The organism is Rhizobium sp. BR 315, from assembly GCF_050577975.1.
In the GTDB taxonomy this organism is placed as follows: domain Bacteria; phylum Pseudomonadota; class Alphaproteobacteria; order Rhizobiales; family Rhizobiaceae; genus Rhizobium; species Rhizobium miluonense.
The window spans coordinates 122,321-141,131 of sequence record NZ_JARWKZ010000004.1; the positions used below are offsets into that span (position 1 = coordinate 122,321).

At 59.6% G+C, this 18,811-nt stretch carries 18 protein-coding genes; 4 read left to right on the forward strand and 14 right to left on the reverse strand.

The annotated features are described in order from the left end of the window. Nucleotides 1–47 precede the first annotated feature (47 nt). The 12 genes from rseP to QD409_RS06695 form a co-directional block, all read right to left on the reverse strand. Nucleotides 48–1,721, reverse strand: coding sequence for an RIP metalloprotease RseP (gene rseP, locus QD409_RS06640; RefSeq protein WP_430762156.1), 1,674 nt, complete (start codon nt 1,719–1,721; stop codon nt 48–50). A gap of 23 nt (nt 1,722–1,744) precedes the next feature. After that, nucleotides 1,745–2,578 carry a phosphatidate cytidylyltransferase gene (locus QD409_RS06645; RefSeq protein WP_092845171.1) on the reverse strand — a complete coding sequence of 278 codons (834 nt, stop codon included), beginning with the start codon at nt 2,576–2,578 and terminating at the stop codon, nt 1,745–1,747. Then, complete coding sequence (locus tag QD409_RS06650) at nt 2,578–3,324, reverse strand: isoprenyl transferase (RefSeq protein WP_092845169.1); 747 nt, start codon at nt 3,322–3,324, stop codon at nt 2,578–2,580. Before QD409_RS06650 ends, QD409_RS06645 begins: the two co-directional genes overlap by 1 nt. A gap of 105 nt (nt 3,325–3,429) precedes the next feature. Then, nucleotides 3,430–3,990: a ribosome recycling factor gene (gene frr, locus QD409_RS06655; RefSeq protein WP_092845167.1), complete on the reverse strand. Its 561-nt coding sequence runs from the start codon at nt 3,988–3,990 to the stop codon at nt 3,430–3,432. 55 nt (nt 3,991–4,045) lie between these two features. Continuing rightward, nucleotides 4,046–4,765: a UMP kinase gene (pyrH, locus tag QD409_RS06660; protein WP_092845165.1), complete on the reverse strand. Its 720-nt coding sequence runs from the start codon at nt 4,763–4,765 to the stop codon at nt 4,046–4,048. A gap of 136 nt (nt 4,766–4,901) precedes the next feature. Beyond that, on the reverse strand, nt 4,902–5,828 hold the full coding sequence (tsf, locus tag QD409_RS06665) for a translation elongation factor Ts (RefSeq protein ID WP_430762157.1): 927 nt from the start codon (nt 5,826–5,828) through the stop codon (nt 4,902–4,904). Between the two features lie 377 nt (nt 5,829–6,205). Further along, nucleotides 6,206–6,973 carry a 30S ribosomal protein S2 gene (rpsB, locus tag QD409_RS06670; protein ID WP_092845161.1) on the reverse strand — a complete coding sequence of 256 codons (768 nt, stop codon included), beginning with the start codon at nt 6,971–6,973 and terminating at the stop codon, nt 6,206–6,208. 187 nt (nt 6,974–7,160) lie between these two features. Beyond that, nucleotides 7,161–8,267, reverse strand: a complete 1,107-nt coding sequence (locus QD409_RS06675) for a hypothetical protein (RefSeq protein WP_430762158.1) — start codon at nt 8,265–8,267, stop codon at nt 7,161–7,163. Next, on the reverse strand, nt 8,267–8,884 hold the full coding sequence (locus QD409_RS06680) for a 5-bromo-4-chloroindolyl phosphate hydrolysis family protein (RefSeq protein WP_430762159.1): 618 nt from the start codon (nt 8,882–8,884) through the stop codon (nt 8,267–8,269). Before QD409_RS06680 ends, QD409_RS06675 begins: the two co-directional genes overlap by 1 nt. A 7-nt stretch (nt 8,885–8,891) precedes the next feature. Then, nucleotides 8,892–10,466 (reverse strand): VWA domain-containing protein, encoded by a 1,575-nt coding sequence (locus tag QD409_RS06685; protein ID WP_430762160.1) that lies wholly within the window; start codon nt 10,464–10,466, stop codon nt 8,892–8,894. A gap of 5 nt (nt 10,467–10,471) precedes the next feature. After that, a complete protein-coding gene (locus QD409_RS06690; protein WP_430762161.1) occupies nt 10,472–11,551 on the reverse strand; it encodes a toxic anion resistance protein in 1,080 nt (359 codons plus the stop codon). A 207-nt stretch (nt 11,552–11,758) separates the two neighbouring features. Next, nucleotides 11,759–12,586 (reverse strand): cell envelope integrity EipB family protein, encoded by an 828-nt coding sequence (locus QD409_RS06695; protein WP_430762162.1) that lies wholly within the window; start codon nt 12,584–12,586, stop codon nt 11,759–11,761. A gap of 135 nt (nt 12,587–12,721) precedes the next feature. Between QD409_RS06695 and QD409_RS06700 the strand changes: the two genes are divergently transcribed. The 4 genes from QD409_RS06700 to QD409_RS06715 all read left to right on the forward strand — a co-directional run bounded on the left by QD409_RS06700 (nt 12,722) and on the right by QD409_RS06715 (nt 15,795). Beyond that, nucleotides 12,722–13,189 carry a RidA family protein gene (locus QD409_RS06700; protein WP_430762163.1) on the forward strand — a complete coding sequence of 156 codons (468 nt, stop codon included), beginning with the start codon at nt 12,722–12,724 and terminating at the stop codon, nt 13,187–13,189. Further along, a complete protein-coding gene (locus QD409_RS06705; RefSeq protein WP_430762164.1) occupies nt 13,189–13,908 on the forward strand; it encodes a glycerophosphodiester phosphodiesterase in 720 nt (239 codons plus the stop codon). The genes QD409_RS06700 and QD409_RS06705 overlap by 1 nt, the downstream gene beginning before the upstream one ends. A 125-nt stretch (nt 13,909–14,033) precedes the next feature. After that, entirely contained in the window at nt 14,034–15,221 is a 1,188-nt protein-coding gene (locus tag QD409_RS06710) for a GNAT family N-acetyltransferase (RefSeq protein ID WP_430762165.1), read from the forward strand. A gap of 142 nt (nt 15,222–15,363) precedes the next feature. After that, nucleotides 15,364–15,795: an HIT family protein gene (locus tag QD409_RS06715; protein ID WP_430762166.1), complete on the forward strand. Its 432-nt coding sequence runs from the start codon at nt 15,364–15,366 to the stop codon at nt 15,793–15,795. Nucleotides 15,796–15,900: 105 nt separating this feature from the next. Here the strand turns inward: QD409_RS06715 and clpA are convergent, their stop codons facing one another. Both clpA and clpS read right to left on the reverse strand, forming a co-directional pair. Further along, complete coding sequence (clpA, locus tag QD409_RS06720; RefSeq protein ID WP_430762167.1) at nt 15,901–18,438, reverse strand: ATP-dependent Clp protease ATP-binding subunit ClpA; 2,538 nt, start codon at nt 18,436–18,438, stop codon at nt 15,901–15,903. 10 nt (nt 18,439–18,448) lie between these two features. Then, nucleotides 18,449–18,802, reverse strand: coding sequence for an ATP-dependent Clp protease adapter ClpS (clpS, locus tag QD409_RS06725; RefSeq protein WP_092845145.1), 354 nt, complete (start codon nt 18,800–18,802; stop codon nt 18,449–18,451). Nucleotides 18,803–18,811: the final 9 nt, after the last annotated feature.

Sequence of the window (18,811 nt, forward strand, 5' to 3'; positions counted from 1 at the left end):
TTTGAAACATCGTAAATAAATCGTAATTTTCCTCTCGCTTTGCCCCTCTAGCCCAGCCGGGAACTAATATCATTCCATGTCGCAAACACCATGAGTGAGAGCACCATCGCAAATCCAATTCGGAAAGCGATATCCTGCGCCCGTGCACCCAGAGGTTTTCCCCTTACGGCTTCAATCGCATAGAACATCAAGTGCCCGCCATCAAGTACCGGCACAGGCATCAAATTTAATAACCCTATTGAAACAGAAAGTATGGCGGCAAACTGGAGCACCGCAGCAAAACCCAAGGTTGCCATTTGTCCCGACATTTGCGCAACCCGAATCGGGCCACCAAGCTGATCGGCCTTCATGTAGCCGCCGATGACGTTGCCGAGATACTCGAAAGTACCGGAGACGATGTTGACGGTCTGCTTCACGCCTTCGCCAAGCGCGCGGAACGGTCCATATGCCTCGTAGCGCAGTTTCAGCGGCTTCTGGCCGTCCGTGATGCCGATGGTGGCGATCTTCGCCGGCGCACCAAAGATATCCGTCTCTTCGGACGTCTTCGGCGTCACTGTCACATCGCGCGTCTGGCCGTTGCGCTCGACGGAGAGCTTGATGGGCTTGTCGGCGTGGGAAGCGGCAAAACGCTGCACTTCGCCGATGGAGCCGACTGCGTGGTCATCAACAGAAAGAATGCGGTCGCCGAGTTCGAGACCGACTGCCGCGGCAGGGCTATCGGAGGCGATCGAGCCAACCAGAGGGTCGATCGGCCCAATGCCGATGCTACCGACATTCTTCTTGTTGCCGGAAGCATCGATATCGGTGAGGGTCCCGGCAACCATCGCAAAATCGCGCATTTGGCCGTTGCGCTGCACCGTCAGCACGATGTTCTTGGCTGGGCGTTCGCTGACGTAGCGTCCGATATCGTAATAGGTCGCGACATTATGGCCGTCGATGGCGATCAGCCGATCTCCGGTTAAGAGGCCGGCCTTGGCGGCCGGTCCGGCCGGCTCGACGGTAGTCACCAGCGGATCGACGAGTGCGATGCCGATGCGGCCCATCTCCATCTTGTTGCCGAATTGATCGGTGTCTTCGACCAGCTTCGGAACGATGCGGAAATCGCGTTTCTGACCGTCGCGCTCGACCGACAGAACGATCGTGCGACCCGGACGCAGACCGACATAGCGCTGCACCTCGTCGAACGTGGTGACATTGACGCCGTCGATGGCCATCAGCCGGTCGCCGGGCTGGATGCCGGCTTCGGCAGCCGCACCATCACGCGTCACCATGGCGACGACGGGATCGGCTGCAGTGCGGCCATAAATACTGAAAAGCGCGGCAAAGATGACGATGGCGAGGAGGAAATTCGCGATCGGGCCCGCAGCAACGGTTGCCGCTCTTTTCCAGAGCTTGGCACCGGCAAAGGACTGGGCGCGCTCCTCTTCCGTCATGGCCGCAAGCTGATCCGCGTCGGTCTTGCTGGAGGCATCTTCGTCGCCAAAAAAGCGCACATAGCCCCCGAGTGGAACAAGCGAAAGCTTCCAGCGCGTGCCGTGCCGGTCGGTAAATCCCGCAATCTCGGGACCGAAGCCGATCGAAAAGGCCATGATGCGGATGCCGGACCAACGGCCGATCAGATAGTGGCCCATCTCATGCACGAAAACGAGCAGCGACAGGACAAAAACAAACGTAATGACGTTGTTCGTCAAGAAACCGATAAAGCCAGCCGCGCTACCCATGCAACGATCCTGTTCGTATTAATTCAGACACCGAGCAGAACGCCGCCCAATGACAAGGTCTCGCCGCTCTTTGTCAGCGATATTACGATAGCCAACAAAAACGCCGCAAAACAAGCAAAAATTAGTCCATCGACCCGATCCATGACGCCGCCATGGCCCGGAATCAGATGGCCGGAATCCTTCACGCCGAAACGGCGCTTGATGAAAGACTCGAATAAATCGCCGATTTGGCTGCAAACGGACAGTGCCAATGCGAGCACCGGAATCCGCAAACCATCGGCGGAAAAGTAACTCCAGACGACAGCGGTTCCGGCCATGACGGCAGCAATGGCGCCACCTATGGCACCCGACCAGGTCTTGCCCGGCGATATGCGCGGCGCAAGCTTTGGGCCGCCAATCGCACGGCCGACGAAATAGGCGAAGATATCGGTTGCCCAGACGGTGGCGAAGATGAACAGCATCAGCACGAAACCGCGAAGATCGTCATCGCGAATCTCGGCAAGGGCGATCGCGGTCAATCCGGAGTAGAACACCCCTGCAGGCAGCCACCAGCTCTTTTGGCGAATGGCGACCATGATCGCGGTGACGATGACAAAGGCAGCCAGCACCTCGAGGGAATAGACCGATTCGCCGGTCACGGTTGCACCGGCAATCACGAGGAGGCCGACCCAGCCGAGCGCATTTCCTTGCGGATCGCTTCCGTGCAGGTCAGATATCGTCGACCACTCGTAATAGACAAGCAAGCTGATCGCCGCCGCCAGGAGCCGGAAACTCAAGCCGCCATACCAAGCGGCCGCAAGAACAAGGACGGCAAGGATGATGCCGGAGATGATGCGCAGCCTAAGTTCGCGGCTCATCAGGACCCCACGGCCGCCGCCGGCTTGGCGGAAAGACCGCCAAATCGCCGATCGCGCGCGGCATATTTCTCCAGCGCTGCAAAGAAAAGATCGCGGCTGAAATCAGGCCAGTATTCCGGCATGAACATGAATTCGGAATAGGCGGCCTGCCAAAGCAGGAAGTTCGACAGCCGCTCCTCGCCGCTCGTGCGGATAATGAGGTCAGGATCGGGAATGCCGGCGGTATCCAAACGCGCGCCAACCAGCTCAGGGCCGATGTCCTGCGGACGCAGCCGCCCGGCCTCCACATCCTTTGCCAGGCTCACGAAGGCACGCGCAATCTCGTCGCGCGAGCCATAGTTGAACGCGATCACCAGCGTAAGAGCAGTGTTGTTCCTCGTGGTTTCCTCGGCTTCGAGCAGCAGCGGCAGGATATCGCCGCGCAGATTGCTGCGGTCGCCTATGACGCGGATCCGCACATTCTGTCGATGAAGCTCGGCAAGGTCTCGCCGGATGAATGCTTTGAGCAGACCGAGCAGATCGCTCACCTCGGTCTCCGGACGACGCCAGTTCTCCGAGGAGAAGGCAAACAGCGTCAGATACTTTATGCCGACATCGCCAGCTGCCCGTACCGTCTCCCGTACCGCCTCCACGCCCTTGCGATGACCCATGGTGCGCGGCAGACCGCGCGCATTGGCCCAACGCCCGTTGCCATCCATGATGATGGCAACGTGTTCAGGTACGACAGAGAACGTAGGAGCTGACATTTGGATCCGGTTTCGTTCGGCAGAAGATGCTCTGGCCTCGTAATCTAGGGCGCCGTCACCGCTTTCAATGTTTCCAACCCGAAAGCGCGACGCCCCAGCGTACGATCAGACGTGCATGATTTCCTTTTCTTTATCGGCTAGCAAGCGGTCGATCTCGGAAATCGTCTCATCCGTCATCTTCTGCACACGCTCGGAGAGGGATCGGCTCTCGTCCTGGCCGATCACGCCGTCCTTTTCGGACTTCTTGAGACCGTCCATACCGTCACGGCGGACGTGGCGAATCGCGACCTTGGCCTTCTCGGCATATTCATGGGCGACCTTCACCAGCGAACGGCGACGCTCTTCGTTGAGCTCCGGCAGCGGGATACGCAGGTTCTGGCCATCGACGATGGGGTTGAGGCCGAGATTGGACTCGCGGATGGAGCGCTCGACGGCGCTGACCATCGACTTGTCCCAGACCGATACGGTCAGCATGCGCGATTCAGGCACGGTGATGTTGGCAACCTGGTTCAGCGGCATGCGCGAGCCATAGGCTTCGATCGTCACCGGATCCAAAATATTGGCGGATGCGCGCCCGGTGCGCAACGAGGCGATGTCGCTCTTGAATGCCGCAATGGCGCCGTCCATGCGACGCTTCAGTTCCTTGAGATCGGTGGCTTCACTCATGTCTATGCTCCCCTGTAACAAGGCGACACCGGTCTCGTCCGGCGCCACAGGAATGTCAGTTGTCTGATACGATGGTCTTGCGGCCGCCGCCGGTCAAGATTTCCGCGAACTCGCCCTTCTCGTGAATGGAGAAGACGATGATCGGAATTGAGTTTTCCCGCGCAAGTGCAACGGCGGCGACGTCCATGACTGCCAGCCCCTTCTCGAGCACCTGACTATGGGTCAGATGGTCGAAACGCTCCGCATCGGGGAACTTCTTCGGATCGGCGGAATAGATTCCGTCGACCTGCGTGCCCTTGAATATGGCCTGCGCGCCCATTTCTGCGGCGCGCAGTGCGGCCGCCGAATCGGTGGTAAAAAACGGATTTCCCGTGCCGCCCGCGAAGATCACCACGCGCCCCAGCGAGAGATGATAGAGCGTGGCGCGCTGCGAGAAGCTCTCGCAGATCTCCGGCATGGAAATGGCCGAGAGCACGACGGTCTCGATGTCGAGCTTGCGCAGCGAGGTTGCCAGCGCCAGCGCATTGATGACGGTTCCGAGCATTCCCATGTGGTCGCCGGTCACGCGGTCGCCGCCCTTGGAAGCCACGGCTACACCCCGGAAAATGTTGCCGCCGCCAACCACGACGCCGACCTCGACCCCCATGGCGCGCGCCGCCGCGATGTCGGACGCAATCCGGTCCGCGACGGTAACGTCGATGCCAAACCCCTGACTGCCCATCAGAGCTTCACCGGAGGCCTTGAGCAACACGCGCTTGTAGATCGGCTGGGACATGGTAGCTCCTTGAAGTGATCACCGGGGGAATGATTGTGAATGCCGGATACACGAAGGGCACCGCGTTGTCACGCGATGCCCTGATGTTTTCCCTGATATGGTTTCACCAAACCGGGAGATGGTTTCTTTTTGCCAATCAGCCCTTGGCGACAGCTGCAACTTCGGCAGCGAAGTCGGTTTCTTCCTTCTCGACGCCTTCGCCGAGGAGCAGACGGGCCATGCCGACGACTTCGATCGCGGCGCCAGCGGTCTTTTCAGCTTCCTTGATGGCAGCACCAACCGTCAGGTCCGGGTTGATGACGAAAGCCTGCGAGAGAAGAGCGACTTCCTCGAAGAACTTGCGCATGCGGCCTTCCACCATCTTTTCGATGATGGCTTCCGGCTTGCCGGATTCGCGGGACTGCTCGATGAAGACGTTGCGTTCGCGCTCGGCGACTGCGGCGTCGACTTCTTCGGCGCGGATAGCCAGCGGGTTGGTAGCAGCAATGTGCATGGCAACCTGGCGGCCGATCGAGGTCAGAACGGCCTTGTCGCCAACCGACTTCAGGGCGACCAGAACGCCGAGCTTGCCGATACCGTCGCCGGCAGCGTTGTGGATGTAGGTCGCCACGACGCCGTGCTCGACTTCCAGCTTGGCCGCACGACGAAGCGTCATGTTCTCGCCGATGGTTGCGATCGCGTCCTTGATGGTGTCGGCGACCGGCTTGCTGGATGCCGGATAGGTCGCAGCCGAAATGGCCTCAACAGTGCCGTCGGTGGACAGCGCAACTTCGGCGATGCCGCGAGCGAGGTCCTGGAAGGCATCGTTGCGGGCAACGAAGTCGGTTTCGGAATTGAGCTCGACGACAACGGCCTTGTGACCGGCGCCGGCAATGGCGACCAAGCCTTCAGCGGCGGTGCGGCCGGACTTCTTGTCGGCCTTGGAGATGCCCTTGGCGCGCAGCCAGTCGATCGCTGCTTCGATATCGCCGTTGGTTTCGGTCAGCGCCTTCTTGCAGTCCATCATGCCTGCGCCAGACTTTTCGCGCAGTTCCTTCACCAGTGCAGCCGTAATCTCGGTCATAAGCTTCCTCTTGTCGGTTCATACGGTGCGGCATGCGGCTTTGAGCTGAAGCGGCACCGATTTGAGGGACGAAATGTACCCGTAAGTATGACAGCGTTATGAAGCTGCGTCATACTTTGGAATTCTTGATTGGAACATGCCTGGATTTACCGCCTACAGCGCCGCGCGTCACAAGTGACGTGCAAAGGTCGCTGTAGCACTTTAAATCTGCTGCATAATTTTACCCTTAAATCGATTCCGATTTAAGGAATTATGCAATAGGCAAGGCGTTATGCAAAACGCGATAAGGCCGCTCGAACTTGTTGAAGTCGCAAACGGCCTTATCCCGGATGTCATTGCGCTTGGGCGGACAGTCTACTGCCCGCCTTGAGGCGCGATCAGGCTTCGGTGCCGTCCGCCAGGGTCGGCTCGATCGGGGCTTCCTCGGAAGCGCCGAGATCACGGCCGGATGCACCCTGCTGGCGAGCGATGCCGTCGATGGCAGCGCGCGAGATCAGGTCGCAGTAAAGAGCGATGGCGCGCGAAGCGTCGTCGTTGCCCGGGATCGGGTAGTCGATCAGGTCCGGATCGCAGTTCGAGTCGATGATGGCGACGACCGGGATGCCGAGGCGCTTGGCTTCGTCGATCGCGATCTTTTCCTTGTTGGTGTCGATGATGAACATCAGGTCCGGCGTGCCGCCCATGTCCTTGATACCGCCGAGGGCCTTGTCGAGCTTTTCGCGCTCGCGCTCAAGGTTCAGACGCTCCTTCTTGGTGAAGCCCTGGGCTTCGCCGGAGAGGATCTCGTCGAGCTTGCGCAGACGCTGGATCGAATTGGAGATCGTCTTCCAGTTGGTCATCATGCCGCCGAGCCAGCGGGCGTTGACGTAGTACTGAGCCGAGCGCTTGGCGCTGTCGGCGATCAGTTCGGACGCCTGACGCTTGGTGCCGACGAACAGAACGCGGCCGCCACGAGCAACGGTGTCGCTGACAACCTGCAGGGCGCGGCTGAGCAACGGAACCGTCTGAGCGAGATCGATAATGTGGATGTTGTTACGATCGCCGAAAATGTACGGCTTCATCTTCGGGTTCCAGCGGTGTGTCTGGTGGCCGAAGTGAACACCTGCTTCGAGAAGCTGGCGCATAGAAAAATCGGGCAATGCCATGCCTTTGTATCCTTTTCCGGTTGAACCTCCGCAAGGCGAACAGCACCCTCTTCGAGAATGCCACCGGGCGGAACGATCCGGATTTCTCCCGGACAATCCCATGCCTTACGTGTGGAATGCGGCTGCCCATACATTCGATTTGCCGGGAATGCAAGGCTTTCGTCAAAAAAATAGCCCTACCCCGCCCTCATGCGGCCAGTTTATCGAGCAAGGCCAGCATGACATTGGCGTCCGGCATCGGCAAGACGGCATCGATTTCCGCCGGCAGCAGGCCGGCAATGGCGCTGTCGGCATCGCCCGTCGCCGTGCCGAGCGGCCCGCGAAAACCGTGCTTGGTCCAGGCGAGCTGCTGCAATCGCGGGCTGATGAGCGCTTCGATCACGCGATCGGCCTGTTCGTCGATGGCGATAAGGGGATGGGCGGAATAGACGGTCGGATGCGGATAGAGCACCACGGGCTTTGCGCCATTGCTGGCCTGGACCCTCTTCCAACGCTGCGGGTCGGCGAGGATCCATTCCACCAGCTGATTCTCGTACCCGATGATCATCGGCTCGCCACCTATGCCGCCTGCCAGATATTGCTCGAAGAGCTTGCCCGACGACGACGATTTGAAGCCCATGTTGCGGAAAATGGCCTGCGCCTTGTCTCCGAACTGCGCGAGACCGGCAGCACTCGCCACATTGCCACTCAGAAGGCTGAGCACCAGACCGGAGAACATGAAGCCGGAGTTGGAGCGGTTGGGATCCGTCGAGACGATTCTCGCCTGACCGTAGAGCGAATTGACGCCGAGCTTCGACCAGTTCGTCCCGGCAAGCACGGCATCCAGCAGCGCCTTGAGGTCGAGCTGGTGATGTCCCTCCGCCGTCGTGGTGACAAGCCCTGCCTTCGTCAATCCTTCGACGACAGGCTGCCAGGAATAGACGACGACAGGCGTGTTGAGGATGACGCGATCATTGCGGATCTTGATGCCGTTCTGCCGGGCGATATCGACCATGATCGACGAGGACGGCCAGAGGAAGGCGGGGTTCTGCGACAGAAGCACCTGCTCCCGCACCATTTCCACGGAGCCCGCGACACGGCTGTTGATCTCAAGTCCGTGGCTGTGCAGCGCCGAAATCACATCCTGATCGGCAAGGAATGCTTCCTTCTCGCCACCGATGAAGCCGAACAGCTTCGTGCGATTGCCGAGCAACCCCTGCAGTTCCGGCCGATCCTTGACGGCGAAATAGCCGCCGGTCCCTGCAACACCAGCAGCTAGAAGCCCTACTCCAAAAGCGCGGCGGGAAATGGCCATCAGGGTCCTATATCCTCTTTGAGCGAGGCCTGTATGAGGCGCAGCTCCGTATCAAGCGTATCCAGCCTGTCTTCGACCAGGCTGTCGGAATAGTGCACGAAAGCGTCTTCCAGCTTGGTCAGAACGAGACCGACCTCCTGCAGGCGCGCAGCATCCGGCTGACGCTTCGCTTCGATTGTGGCAAACCCCTCGGCCACCTCTGCCGCGCGCGGCAGATAATAGCTGAGGAACCGCCTGACGGTACCGGCGCTTTCCGGATTGGCCTCCACCTTGGCGAAGACATCGGCGGCGATCTCCGCCAGATGTCGCACCCGTTTTGCCGTTTCCTTGCTGGCGATCTGGCCCGCCGACGCTTCCAACCTTTGGGCGGCGGGTGCCGCCGCACTCAACAAGTCACGGGCGAACTCAAGGCGTCCCCTGCCGACCGCCTTGGCATCCAGCCCTTCGAAGAGGCGCTTCGGCGCGAGCACGAAGATCAGGCCGACGAAGACCAAGAGCCCGATGATCGCCGCGATCCATATCGGCATGCCGGCAAAGAAGCTGAGCATGGGAACGACAATCGCGGCGGCGAGCCCCGCCACGATCCAATTCCAGTCATTGCCGAACCAGTTGCGCATTATCGTCCTAGTTATAGCCGCGCACCGCCCGGAATGCGCTGACCAGATCGCCGCGGCCATCGAAGACGCGTGCCGAGGTCTCTTTCGCAAGAGCATCGAGCTGCCGCTTGTCCGCATCGCCGAAGGTGATGCCGAACACCGGCACATGCGGGCTTACCGAAGTCCACTTGCCCATGAAATCACGATTGGCATCATCGGACTTTCCGTCGGTCATGATGACGATCGCCGGCAGATAAGACGACAGATCCCGCGTCGCGTTCATCCAGTCAAGCGCCCTGCTCGCGCAGGCATACATATCCGTACCGCCGCCGGCATGCTGGCGCGAAACCTTGTCGACCAGCATTTTCTGCTGGGCCGGATTTCCGGTGCCCTCGAAAGTCGTCCGCACATCGGCGTCGAAAGGGATAACCATGATGCGATCAGCCGGTGTCCACTGTGCCAGCACCTTGCCGGTCTCATCGGGATTGAACAGGAACTGCATCGCCGCTTGCAGCTGGCTCTCTCCCTTGCCTTCCATCGACCCGGAAAAATCCAGGCAGAGGGCCGTCAGCGAGGGTTTTCGCAATGCCACCTGATAGAGATCGAGTGCCTGACGGATCACGGCGGGTTCCGGCATGCGGATCGCGGTCACCAGGCGCGTGGGATCGAAATTCCATGACGGGTCCGGCTTGGCAGAGACATCGGCGAGCGGAATGCGGCGGCCGGTATCGGCGATACGCTTCTGTACGGGTGCGGATCGCAAGTACTCGCCGAGCTGATTGAAGAAGGTCTCGACCTCCTGCCCTCGCCCGTGATCGACGAAGCCGATCGGTGAATCGGCGACCACGACGCCATCGGCCGGATAGATGGCATAGAGCGGCTCCTTGCCCATGCCCACCAGCTTGTCGTTGGTCTCTTTCAGCAGCGCCTCGTAGTTCCACATGGCGTCATAAAGCACGCCCTTTGTCGCCGACTCCGTATAGAGATCAGCAAGCCAGCCCGACGAGCCCGAGGAGCGCTCGACGCCGGCAAGCAGCGAGCGGACGGCACCCTGCACGTCCGGCTTATCGAGATCGCCCGGCTCTATGACGGGCTTGTTGCCCAGCGCGCTCGACAGCATGCCGAGATAGGCGCTGGCGCCCGAATTGGATTGCGTGGCTGACGTCATGAGGAATTTCAGCGAACCGCTTTTCACGGCCGCCAATATATCCCTCATATAGACCGGCTTGCCGACCCAGCCGAGCGCCTGGGCCTTGGATTTACGCACACCGAGAATGACGGGCATCTGCGCGACTGAAGTCAGCAACTTCACGCGGCGCTTGGCATCGAACATGTCGACCCAGACGCTCGATGCCGGCCAGACGGCGTCCTGCTCGACGCCCTTCTCGCTCTGAAGGGCAAGGCCGATATCCAGCGTGCCCTCATAGGTGAAACTGCAGCTCGCCTTCTTTTCCTTGCAGAACTCCTCGATGATCGGCTGCAGCACGGTGTTTTCCGAGCCGGAAACGATCGAAAACTTCGGGCCCTGCCCGCCGACATTGCAGCCGCTCAGCATGAATAGGCCTGCCAGTGTCAGCCCGGTAACGAAAGTGCGCATCGCCATGGCCTTCAACGCACCTCGATCATTGCCTTTTTGAGCTCAACGGTCATTTTCTGCATCCGCTGTTCGGCCTCGGCTCGCTTGGCGCGGCCATCCTCCTGCACCTTCAGGACACCGTTGATGGTGTCGATGAGATCGCGATTTGCGGCGGCCAGCGTGTCGATATCTACGATACCGCGCTGCGATTGCTGTTCTATGGCAATCGCCTGATCCTTCATCATTTTCGATGCCTCGCGGATCATGTCGTTGGTGGCGTCGGTGACCGTCTTCTGCAATTCGAGCGCGGATTTCTGCTGGGTGAGGCCGAGCAGGATCACCATCTTCTGCTTCCAGGCCGGCACCGTCAGCGCGGAGGTCGCCTGCAGGTTTTCGATCAGGGTTTCGTCGCCGGACTGGACGATACGGATCTGCGGCAATTGCTGGATGCCGAGCTGGCGCGCCTGCTGCAGGTAGAAAACCCGCTTCTCCAGCCGATCGAGGGCCTGCAGGCTATCTTGGTAGACCTGTGCCTCCAGTATGCCGCCACCGGGATGGGCGGAGGCCGCGTCGGCGACGCTCTTCAACCGCGGAAGTTCGGTGGTGCGAAAACGCTCGGCAAAATCCTTGCCAGCCTGCACATAGGCGTCGAGCTGCACGATGGACTGCTTGGTCTCTTCATGCAGATCGTCCAGAAGGGCGATGTCGCGGCGCAAAACATCCTTGTGGCGGTCGAGCTCCAGCCCGATGCGGTCGATCTGGCCGGCCACATCCTCGAACTGTTCCTTGAAACGCTCCAGCCGCGCCCGGAACGAGGAAAACATCCGCGACAGGAAGCCCTCATCCTTTAGCGAGGCCGGGTCGAGCTTCTTCGACTTGACGATGATATCGGTCAGCAGCTTGCCGACCTCACCGAGATCGCGATTGCGGACCTCGCGCAGGACGCGGTCAGAATAATCGGAAACCGCTTGCTGAGCACGATCTCCATAGACGGAAATGCCGGCACGATCGGTCAGATCGATGCTGTCACCGATGCGAGCGATTTCCGCCGGATCGGCGGCGACAACCGGCAGAGTATTGCTGGAACCGGTGGAGATATCGATATTGCTCATAGGTCGCGCTTTCCTGTCCATCAACACGGAGCCGACCGCAAAAACTTCCAATCGCCCCAAAGACGATCATTCCCCGCGCGCCCGACTACAATTCCAGATCGGCACGGGCGATGGCTAGACTCACCCACGCGTGCCGATCGTTTCACACAATAGTGAAACTTGGATCACAGTTTTATGACAATGAATTCGCGCTTTGAGAGCAGATAGCTATTGGCACGCCTTGCTATCGAGAACCTCGAGCTTCGTGAGTTTGCCTGTCAGGGCGAAGTCGCCGTAGTCCATGGTGAGATCGCGCGTTATGCCGTTCTCATAAAGCTTGAACGACATGCGGTAGACCGGCATGGCGTCGCCGCTGGACTTCTCGTTGAAATAGGCGATGCTCACCGGCCAGAAAGCCGTCTGCGCGAAAGGACCGGCCTTGTCGGCGTCAGGGTCATCCTTGGCTGGCGTTTGCTGCTTGCCGACGACGGTGGTGGCGATCAGCGACTTGTCACCATCGTCCGAACCATCGAAGACTTGAGCTTCGAAGAAACTCTTGCCGAGCTTGGCATTGTGGATGATGTCGAGCATGTGCTCGGTCGGGAAGCGGCTTTCGATGAGCTCAATCTGCTTGCTCTGCGGCTGGCTCAGATCGACCTTTATGCCCTTCTGGTCGTCGGTGGCAGCACCGCGCACGTCCTTGTCGAGCTGGCTGTCCGTGTAGGACTTGGTCTCAAAACGAAATATCCGCTTGCCGAGATCCTCGAAGGTAGTCGTTTGCTGGTCGCTAACGCGGGTGGAATCGCCAGTGTCGATCTTCGTCACGAAGCGGAAATTGGTGGTGAAGCCGGCGCAATCGGAGCCTTCGAATTCATAGACCATGCGTCCGACCATGCCGGCAATGCCGGAGCGATCGGATGCATCCTTCAGCTCGAGATCGTAGACGGCGCGATGTGCGATCAGTCCGCTTGGGCCGGCTGCATGGGCCGCGGGCGTCGCCAGTGAAAGAATGCCCAGCCCCGAAACGACGGTGGCAGCAATACTCGAGCGGAACATTCATTATCTCCTGTTGGACTCGCACGCGATGTTATAAGAACGCTTTCGGCTGAAACGAGGCTGCCGGTTCCAGTTGTCGGAATTGAGTCTTGATGCCGGATTTTTGAAGTTTTTACAACAAAACGGGAGATGAAAATGTCCGCTGCCATAGAGGCTCGCCTGAAGGAACTTGGTATCGCTTTGCCGCAAGCCGCAGCACCGGCCGCCAACTACGTTCCCTATGTCATCAGCGGCAATCTTCTCTATCTGTCCGGCCAGCTGCCGATGGAAAACGGCAAGATCGGCGTGACGGGCCATCTCGGCAAGGACGTCGATGTTGCCGGCGGCCAGCGCGCAGCTGAACTCTGCGCCATCAACATTCTCGCCCAGGCGAAGGCTGCTCTCGGCGGCGATCTCGGCCGCATCAAGCGGCTGATCAAGCTGAGTGGCTTCGTCGCCTCGACGCCGGATTTCGTCGAACAACATCTTGTGATCAACGGCGCCTCCAATCTTCTGGCAAATGTGCTGGGCGAAGCCGGCAAGCACGCCCGAGCCGCCGTCGGCATGGCCGCTCTGCCGCTGAATGCCGCCGTCGAGATCGATGCCATTCTGGAAATCGCATAATGAGCAAGCTTGCCTGGCTGACCGAGCGCCCCGTCGCTCATCGTGGCTATCATGACATGAACAGGCAGGTCTGGGAGAACACGCTCTCGGCCTTCAGCCGCGCCATCGAGGCAGGTTTTGCCATCGAGTGCGACCTGCATTACGCCTCGGACGGCGTTCCGGTCGTCTTCCATGACGACGATCTTCAGCGCGTGTGCAACCTGCCCGGAGAGGTACGCGAGCGCACCTCGGCCGAGCTCGGGCTGCTCTCGATCGGCGGCACCAAGGACAAGATCCCGACCTTGAAGCAGCTTTTGCGGCTCTGTGACGGCAAGGTGCCGCTCGTGCTGGAACTCAAGGGCCGCGAAGGCGATGACGAAGGCTTTGCCGAATCCGTGCTCGAAGTCCTCGAAGGCTACAAGGGACATGTCGCGCTGATGAGTTTCGACCAATGGCTGCTCAAGGACCTCAAGGCCCTGGAATCGCCCTACCCGGTCGGCCTCACGGCTGAGGGAAACAAGCCTGAGACGTTTTTTCAGCATGACGAAGCCATGCATCTTGGGCTAGACTTCATATCATACTTCTTTGGCCACCTGCCGAACCCCTTCATCACGGCGCAGCGCCAGCGCGGCATTCCGGTCATCACCTGGACCGTGCGCGACGAAGCGGCCCGCAAGCAAACATTTGCCAATGCAGACCAGATGACCTTCGAAGGTTTTGACCCGCGCACAGCCTCGTAAATCGGGATCGATCGAAGGAGAGGCTGCGGGCAAACCTGAAATTCCGCTGCGCTAGTAGCGCATCCTGCCGGATGCATAGCGCAGCGGCGAAAGCCCAGCCCTTCCTTCTTAGCGCCAAGAGTTTGATGACAGACGAATTATCTATTCGAGTCGAACGATCCTTCAAGAATATCGCTCCGGAGAGCTGGTCCAAGCTGGCCGGGGCGTCCAAAACCGGTAGCGTGCTGCCATACAACCCCTTCGTCTCGCACGCCTTCCTGTCGTCGCTCGAGGAGTCCGGCTCCGCGACGGACAAGACGGGCTGGCTCGGCAATCATCTGCTGCTCGAAACCGACGACGGCGAATTGCTCGGCGCGGTGATCGGCTATCTGAAGAGCCATAGCCAGGGCGAATATGTCTTCGATCATGGCTGGGCCGATGCCTTCGAGCGTGCCGGCGGGCGCTACTATCCGAAACTGCAATGCTCCATTCCCTTCACGCCCGCGACCGGGCCGCGGCTTCTCGTCGCCGAGGGACAGGACCGGAGCGTGCTGCAGCCGGCGCTTGCCGAAAGCCTGAAGGAAGTCACCCGTCAGCTCGGTGCTTCCTCCGCGCACATCACTTTCCTGCCGGAGGACGAAGCTTCGATCTTCGAGGGCAACGGCTATCTACATCGTACCGACCAGCAGTTTCACTTCATCAATGAAGGTTATGCCGATCACGATGCCTTCCTGGAGACGCTGGCATCCCGCAAGCGCAAGGCATTGAAGAAAGAACGGCGTGCGGCGCTGGAGCATGGCATCAGCATCGACTGGCTGACCGGCAGCGATCTCACCGAAAACATCTGGGATCAGTTCTTCGCCTTCTACATGGATACCGGCAGCCGCAAATGGGGCCGGCCCTATCTGACCCGGAAATTCTATTCGCTGATCGGCGAGCGCATGCCCGAGGATGTCCTGCTTGTCATGGCCAAGCGCGAGGGGCGCTATATTGCCGGCGCCATCAATTTCATCGGCGGCGAAACGCTCTATGGCCGGCACTGGGGCTGTATCGAGGATCACCCCTTCCTGCATTTCGAGGTCTGCTATCATCAGGCGATCGATTTTGCGCTCAGCAAGGGATTGAAGCGCGTGGAGGCTGGAGCCCAGGGCGAGCACAAGCTGGCCCGCGGCTATCTTCCGGTCATCACCCATTCGGCGCATTATATCGGCCATCAGGGCCTGCGGCGCGCCGTTGCCGACTATCTCAAGCATGAGCGCGAACAGGTGGAGGAGATGAGCGAAATCCTCACCGAACACAGCCCCTTTCGCAAAGGCGAACGGCAGGATATCTAGAGCCTTTCCGCTTTTCTTCGAATCGCGAAAACGCTCTATCTTTTTGTTTTTACGCAATTCCGACCGGAAAACCGCTATAAACTTTTCGTGGAATTGCTGTAGCCGCTCAACACGATCACAAAGCAAGACGAGGAGATCCTGGATGACCAGCCCCGCCTATGACGACAACAATATCTTCGCGAAGATCCTGAAGGGCGAGATCCCTTCCTATCGCGTCTACGAGGATGAGCACACTGTCGCCTTCATGGATGTGATGCCGCAGTCGCCGGGCCATACGCTGGTTCTGCCGAAATCCCCGTCGCGCAATATTCTCGACGCCGATCCTGCCGCATTGCAACACGCAATCACCGTCGTCCAGAAAGTCGCCGTCGCGGTTCAGGAAGCCTTCGATGCCGATGGCGTCTATATCGCCCAGTTTAACGAACCTTCCGCCGGCCAGACCGTGTTCCATCTGCATTTCCACGTTATCCCGCGCCTCGAGGGCGTCGCGCTGAAACCGCATTCGGGCAAGATGGAAGATGGCGCGGTATTGGCTGAGAATGCCAAGAAGATCATCGAAGCACTGGGCGGATGAGGCGCGGTCGCGCCTTGTGAGATTTCACATCAAGAATTCCATTTAACAAAATGAAAAGGCTGCATTGTTTCCAATGCAGCCTTTCGTTTCAGCTAGTTTCACCAGTTACTTACGCGGAACCTTCGGAACCGTGCCACCGCCCTTACGCGGCGACTTGCCTTCCGGCTCTTCATTTTCACTGGCTGCCGCCGCAGCCTTGGCGGAACGGCGCGCGGCGGCGGCGGCACCGGCCTTGCTGACGCGGCTTCTGGTCTTGACGGCAGTATCGCCGTCATCCTCTTCCACCTCGACGACCGGTTCACCGACCTCCGCCTCCGGCTTCGGGCGGATCGGCGTGGTATCGGCGGTCGCGTTGAGCACGATGCCGGTACTGCCGTCTTCTTTCTCGCCGACCGTGACGGTGACGACGCCGCCCTTCTTCAGCTTGCCGAAGAGGATTTCGTTCGCCAGCGGCTTCTTGATGTTTTCCTGGATGACGCGCGCGAGCGGACGGGCGCCCATCTTGTCGTCGTAGCCCTTCTCGGACAGCCAGGCGATAGCATCCTCATGCAGGTCGAAGGTAACATTCCGTTCGGAAAGCTGTGCTTCCAGCTGCATGATGAACTTCTGCACGACCTTGTGGATGACCGTCGTCGGCAGCGCTGCGAAGGGAATGACCGCATCCAGACGGTTGCGGAATTCCGGCGTGAACAGGCGGTTGAGCGCCTCTTCATCCTCGCCCGTACGCTTGGACGAACCGAAGCCGATGGCGGCCTTGGCCATTTCCGAGGCGCCCGCATTGGTCGTCATGATCAGGATGACGTTGCGGAAGTCGATCTTCTTGCCGTTGTGGTCGGTCAGCGCGCCGTGGTCCATGACCTGCAGCAGGATATTGAAGATATCCGGATGCGCCTTCTCGATTTCGTCAAGCAGAACCACGCTGTGCGGGTGCTGGTCGACGCCATCGGTCAAGAGGCCGCCCTGGTCGAAGCCGACATAGCCGGGAGGTGCTCCGAGCAGACGGGAGACCGTATGACGCTCCATATATTCCGACATGTCGAAGCGCAGCAGTTCGACGCCGAGCGACGAAGCAAGCTGCTTGGCGACTTCCGTCTTGCCGACGCCGGTGGGGCCGGAGAAGACGTAGCAGCCGATCGGCTTGTTCGGTTCGCGCAAGCCCGCACGAGCCAGCTTGATCGAGGTCGAAAGCGCTTCGATCGCCGTATCCTGGCCGTAGACGACCGAACGCAGTTCCTGCTCGAGGTTGGCGAGAACCATCTCGTCATCCTTGGAAACCGTCTTCGGCGGAATACGGGCCATGGTCGCAACCGTCGCCTCGATCTCCTTTTCGGTGATCAGCTTGCGGCGCTTGGACGGCGGCAGTAGCATCTGAGCCGCACCCGTCTCGTCGATCACGTCGATCGCCTTATCCGGCAGCTTGCGGTCGGAAATATAGCGAGCCGACAGCTCGACTGCCGTCTTGATGGCGTCGTTCGAGTAGCGCAGGTGATGATACTCTTCGAAATAGGGCTTCAGGCCCTTCATGATTTCGATGGCATCCTCGATGCTCGGCTCGTTGACGTCGATCTTCTGGAAGCGGCGGACAAGCGCCCGGTCCTTCTCGAAGAACTGACGGTATTCCTTATAGGTGGTCGAACCGATGCAACGGATCGCACCCGAGGAAAGAGCCGGCTTCAGCAGGTTCGATGCATCCATCGCGCCGCCGGAGGTGGCACCGGCGCCAATGACGGTGTGGATCTCGTCGATGAACAGCACGGCGCCCGGATACTCTTCGAGCTCCTTGACGACCTGCTTCAGGCGTTCTTCGAAATCGCCGCGATAGCGGGTGCCGGCAAGCAGCGTGCCCATATCGAGCGAAAAGATCGTGGCATCGGCCAGAGCTTCCGGGACCTTGCCTTCGACGATCCGCTTGGCAAGACCTTCAGCAATCGCCGTCTTGCCCACGCCGGGGTCGCCGACATAGAGCGGATTGTTCTTCGAGCGGCGGCACAGCACCTGGATGGTGCGGTTGACCTCCGAGTGGCGGCCGATCAGCGGATCGATCTTGCCGTTCTTGGCCTTCTCGTTGAGGTTCACGCAATAGGCCTTCAGCGCATCCTGCTGCTTCTTGCCATTGCCTTCCTCCTGCTCGCCGCGGGAGGTCGGCTTGCTCTCGGATTCGCTTTCCTCGGCGCCGCGCGGCGTGCGGGTCTGGGTGGAGCCCGGACGCTTGCCGATACCGTGCGAGATATAGTTGACCGCGTCGTAGCGGGTCATTTCCTGCTCCTGCAGGAAGAATGCGGCATGGCTTTCCCGTTCCGCGAAAATCGCGACGAGAACATTGGCGCCCGTCACTTCCTCGCGACCGGACGACTGCACATGGATTACGGCACGCTGAATGACACGCTGGAAGCCGGATGTCGGCTTCGAGTCCTCATCATAGCCCGTAATCAGGTTGGAAAGTTCATTATCGACGTATTCAGTCAGAGTCTTACGGAGCGCGTCGAGATCAACATTGCACGCGCCCATGACAGCTGCGGCATCGGCGTCGTCTACCAGCGCCAAAAGCAGATGTTCCAGCGTGGCATACTCGTGATGCCGCTCGTTCGCGTAGGTCAGTGCCTGATGCAGCGCCTTCTCAAGACTAGGCGAAAATGTTGGCACGTTCAGATCCTCACTTCTTTTCCATAACACATTGCAGCGGATGCTGGTGCTCCCGGGCAAAATCCATCACCTGGCTCACCTTCGTTTCCGCCACTTCATATGTATATATCCCGCACTCGCCGACGCCGTGGTTGTGGACATGAAGCATGATGCGGGTGGCACTTTCGAGATCCTTTTGAAAGAAACGCTCCAGGATATGGATCACGAAGTCCATGGGCGTGTAGTCGTCGTTCAGAAGCAGCACACGATACAGGTTGGGCTTTTTGGTTTTGGGCTTGGTGCGTGTAATCACCGAGGTCCCACGATTTCCGTTGTCCCCATTCCTTTCGTTGTTGTTTTGCATCCGGATCGGCTCAGCGATCATTTCATTCTT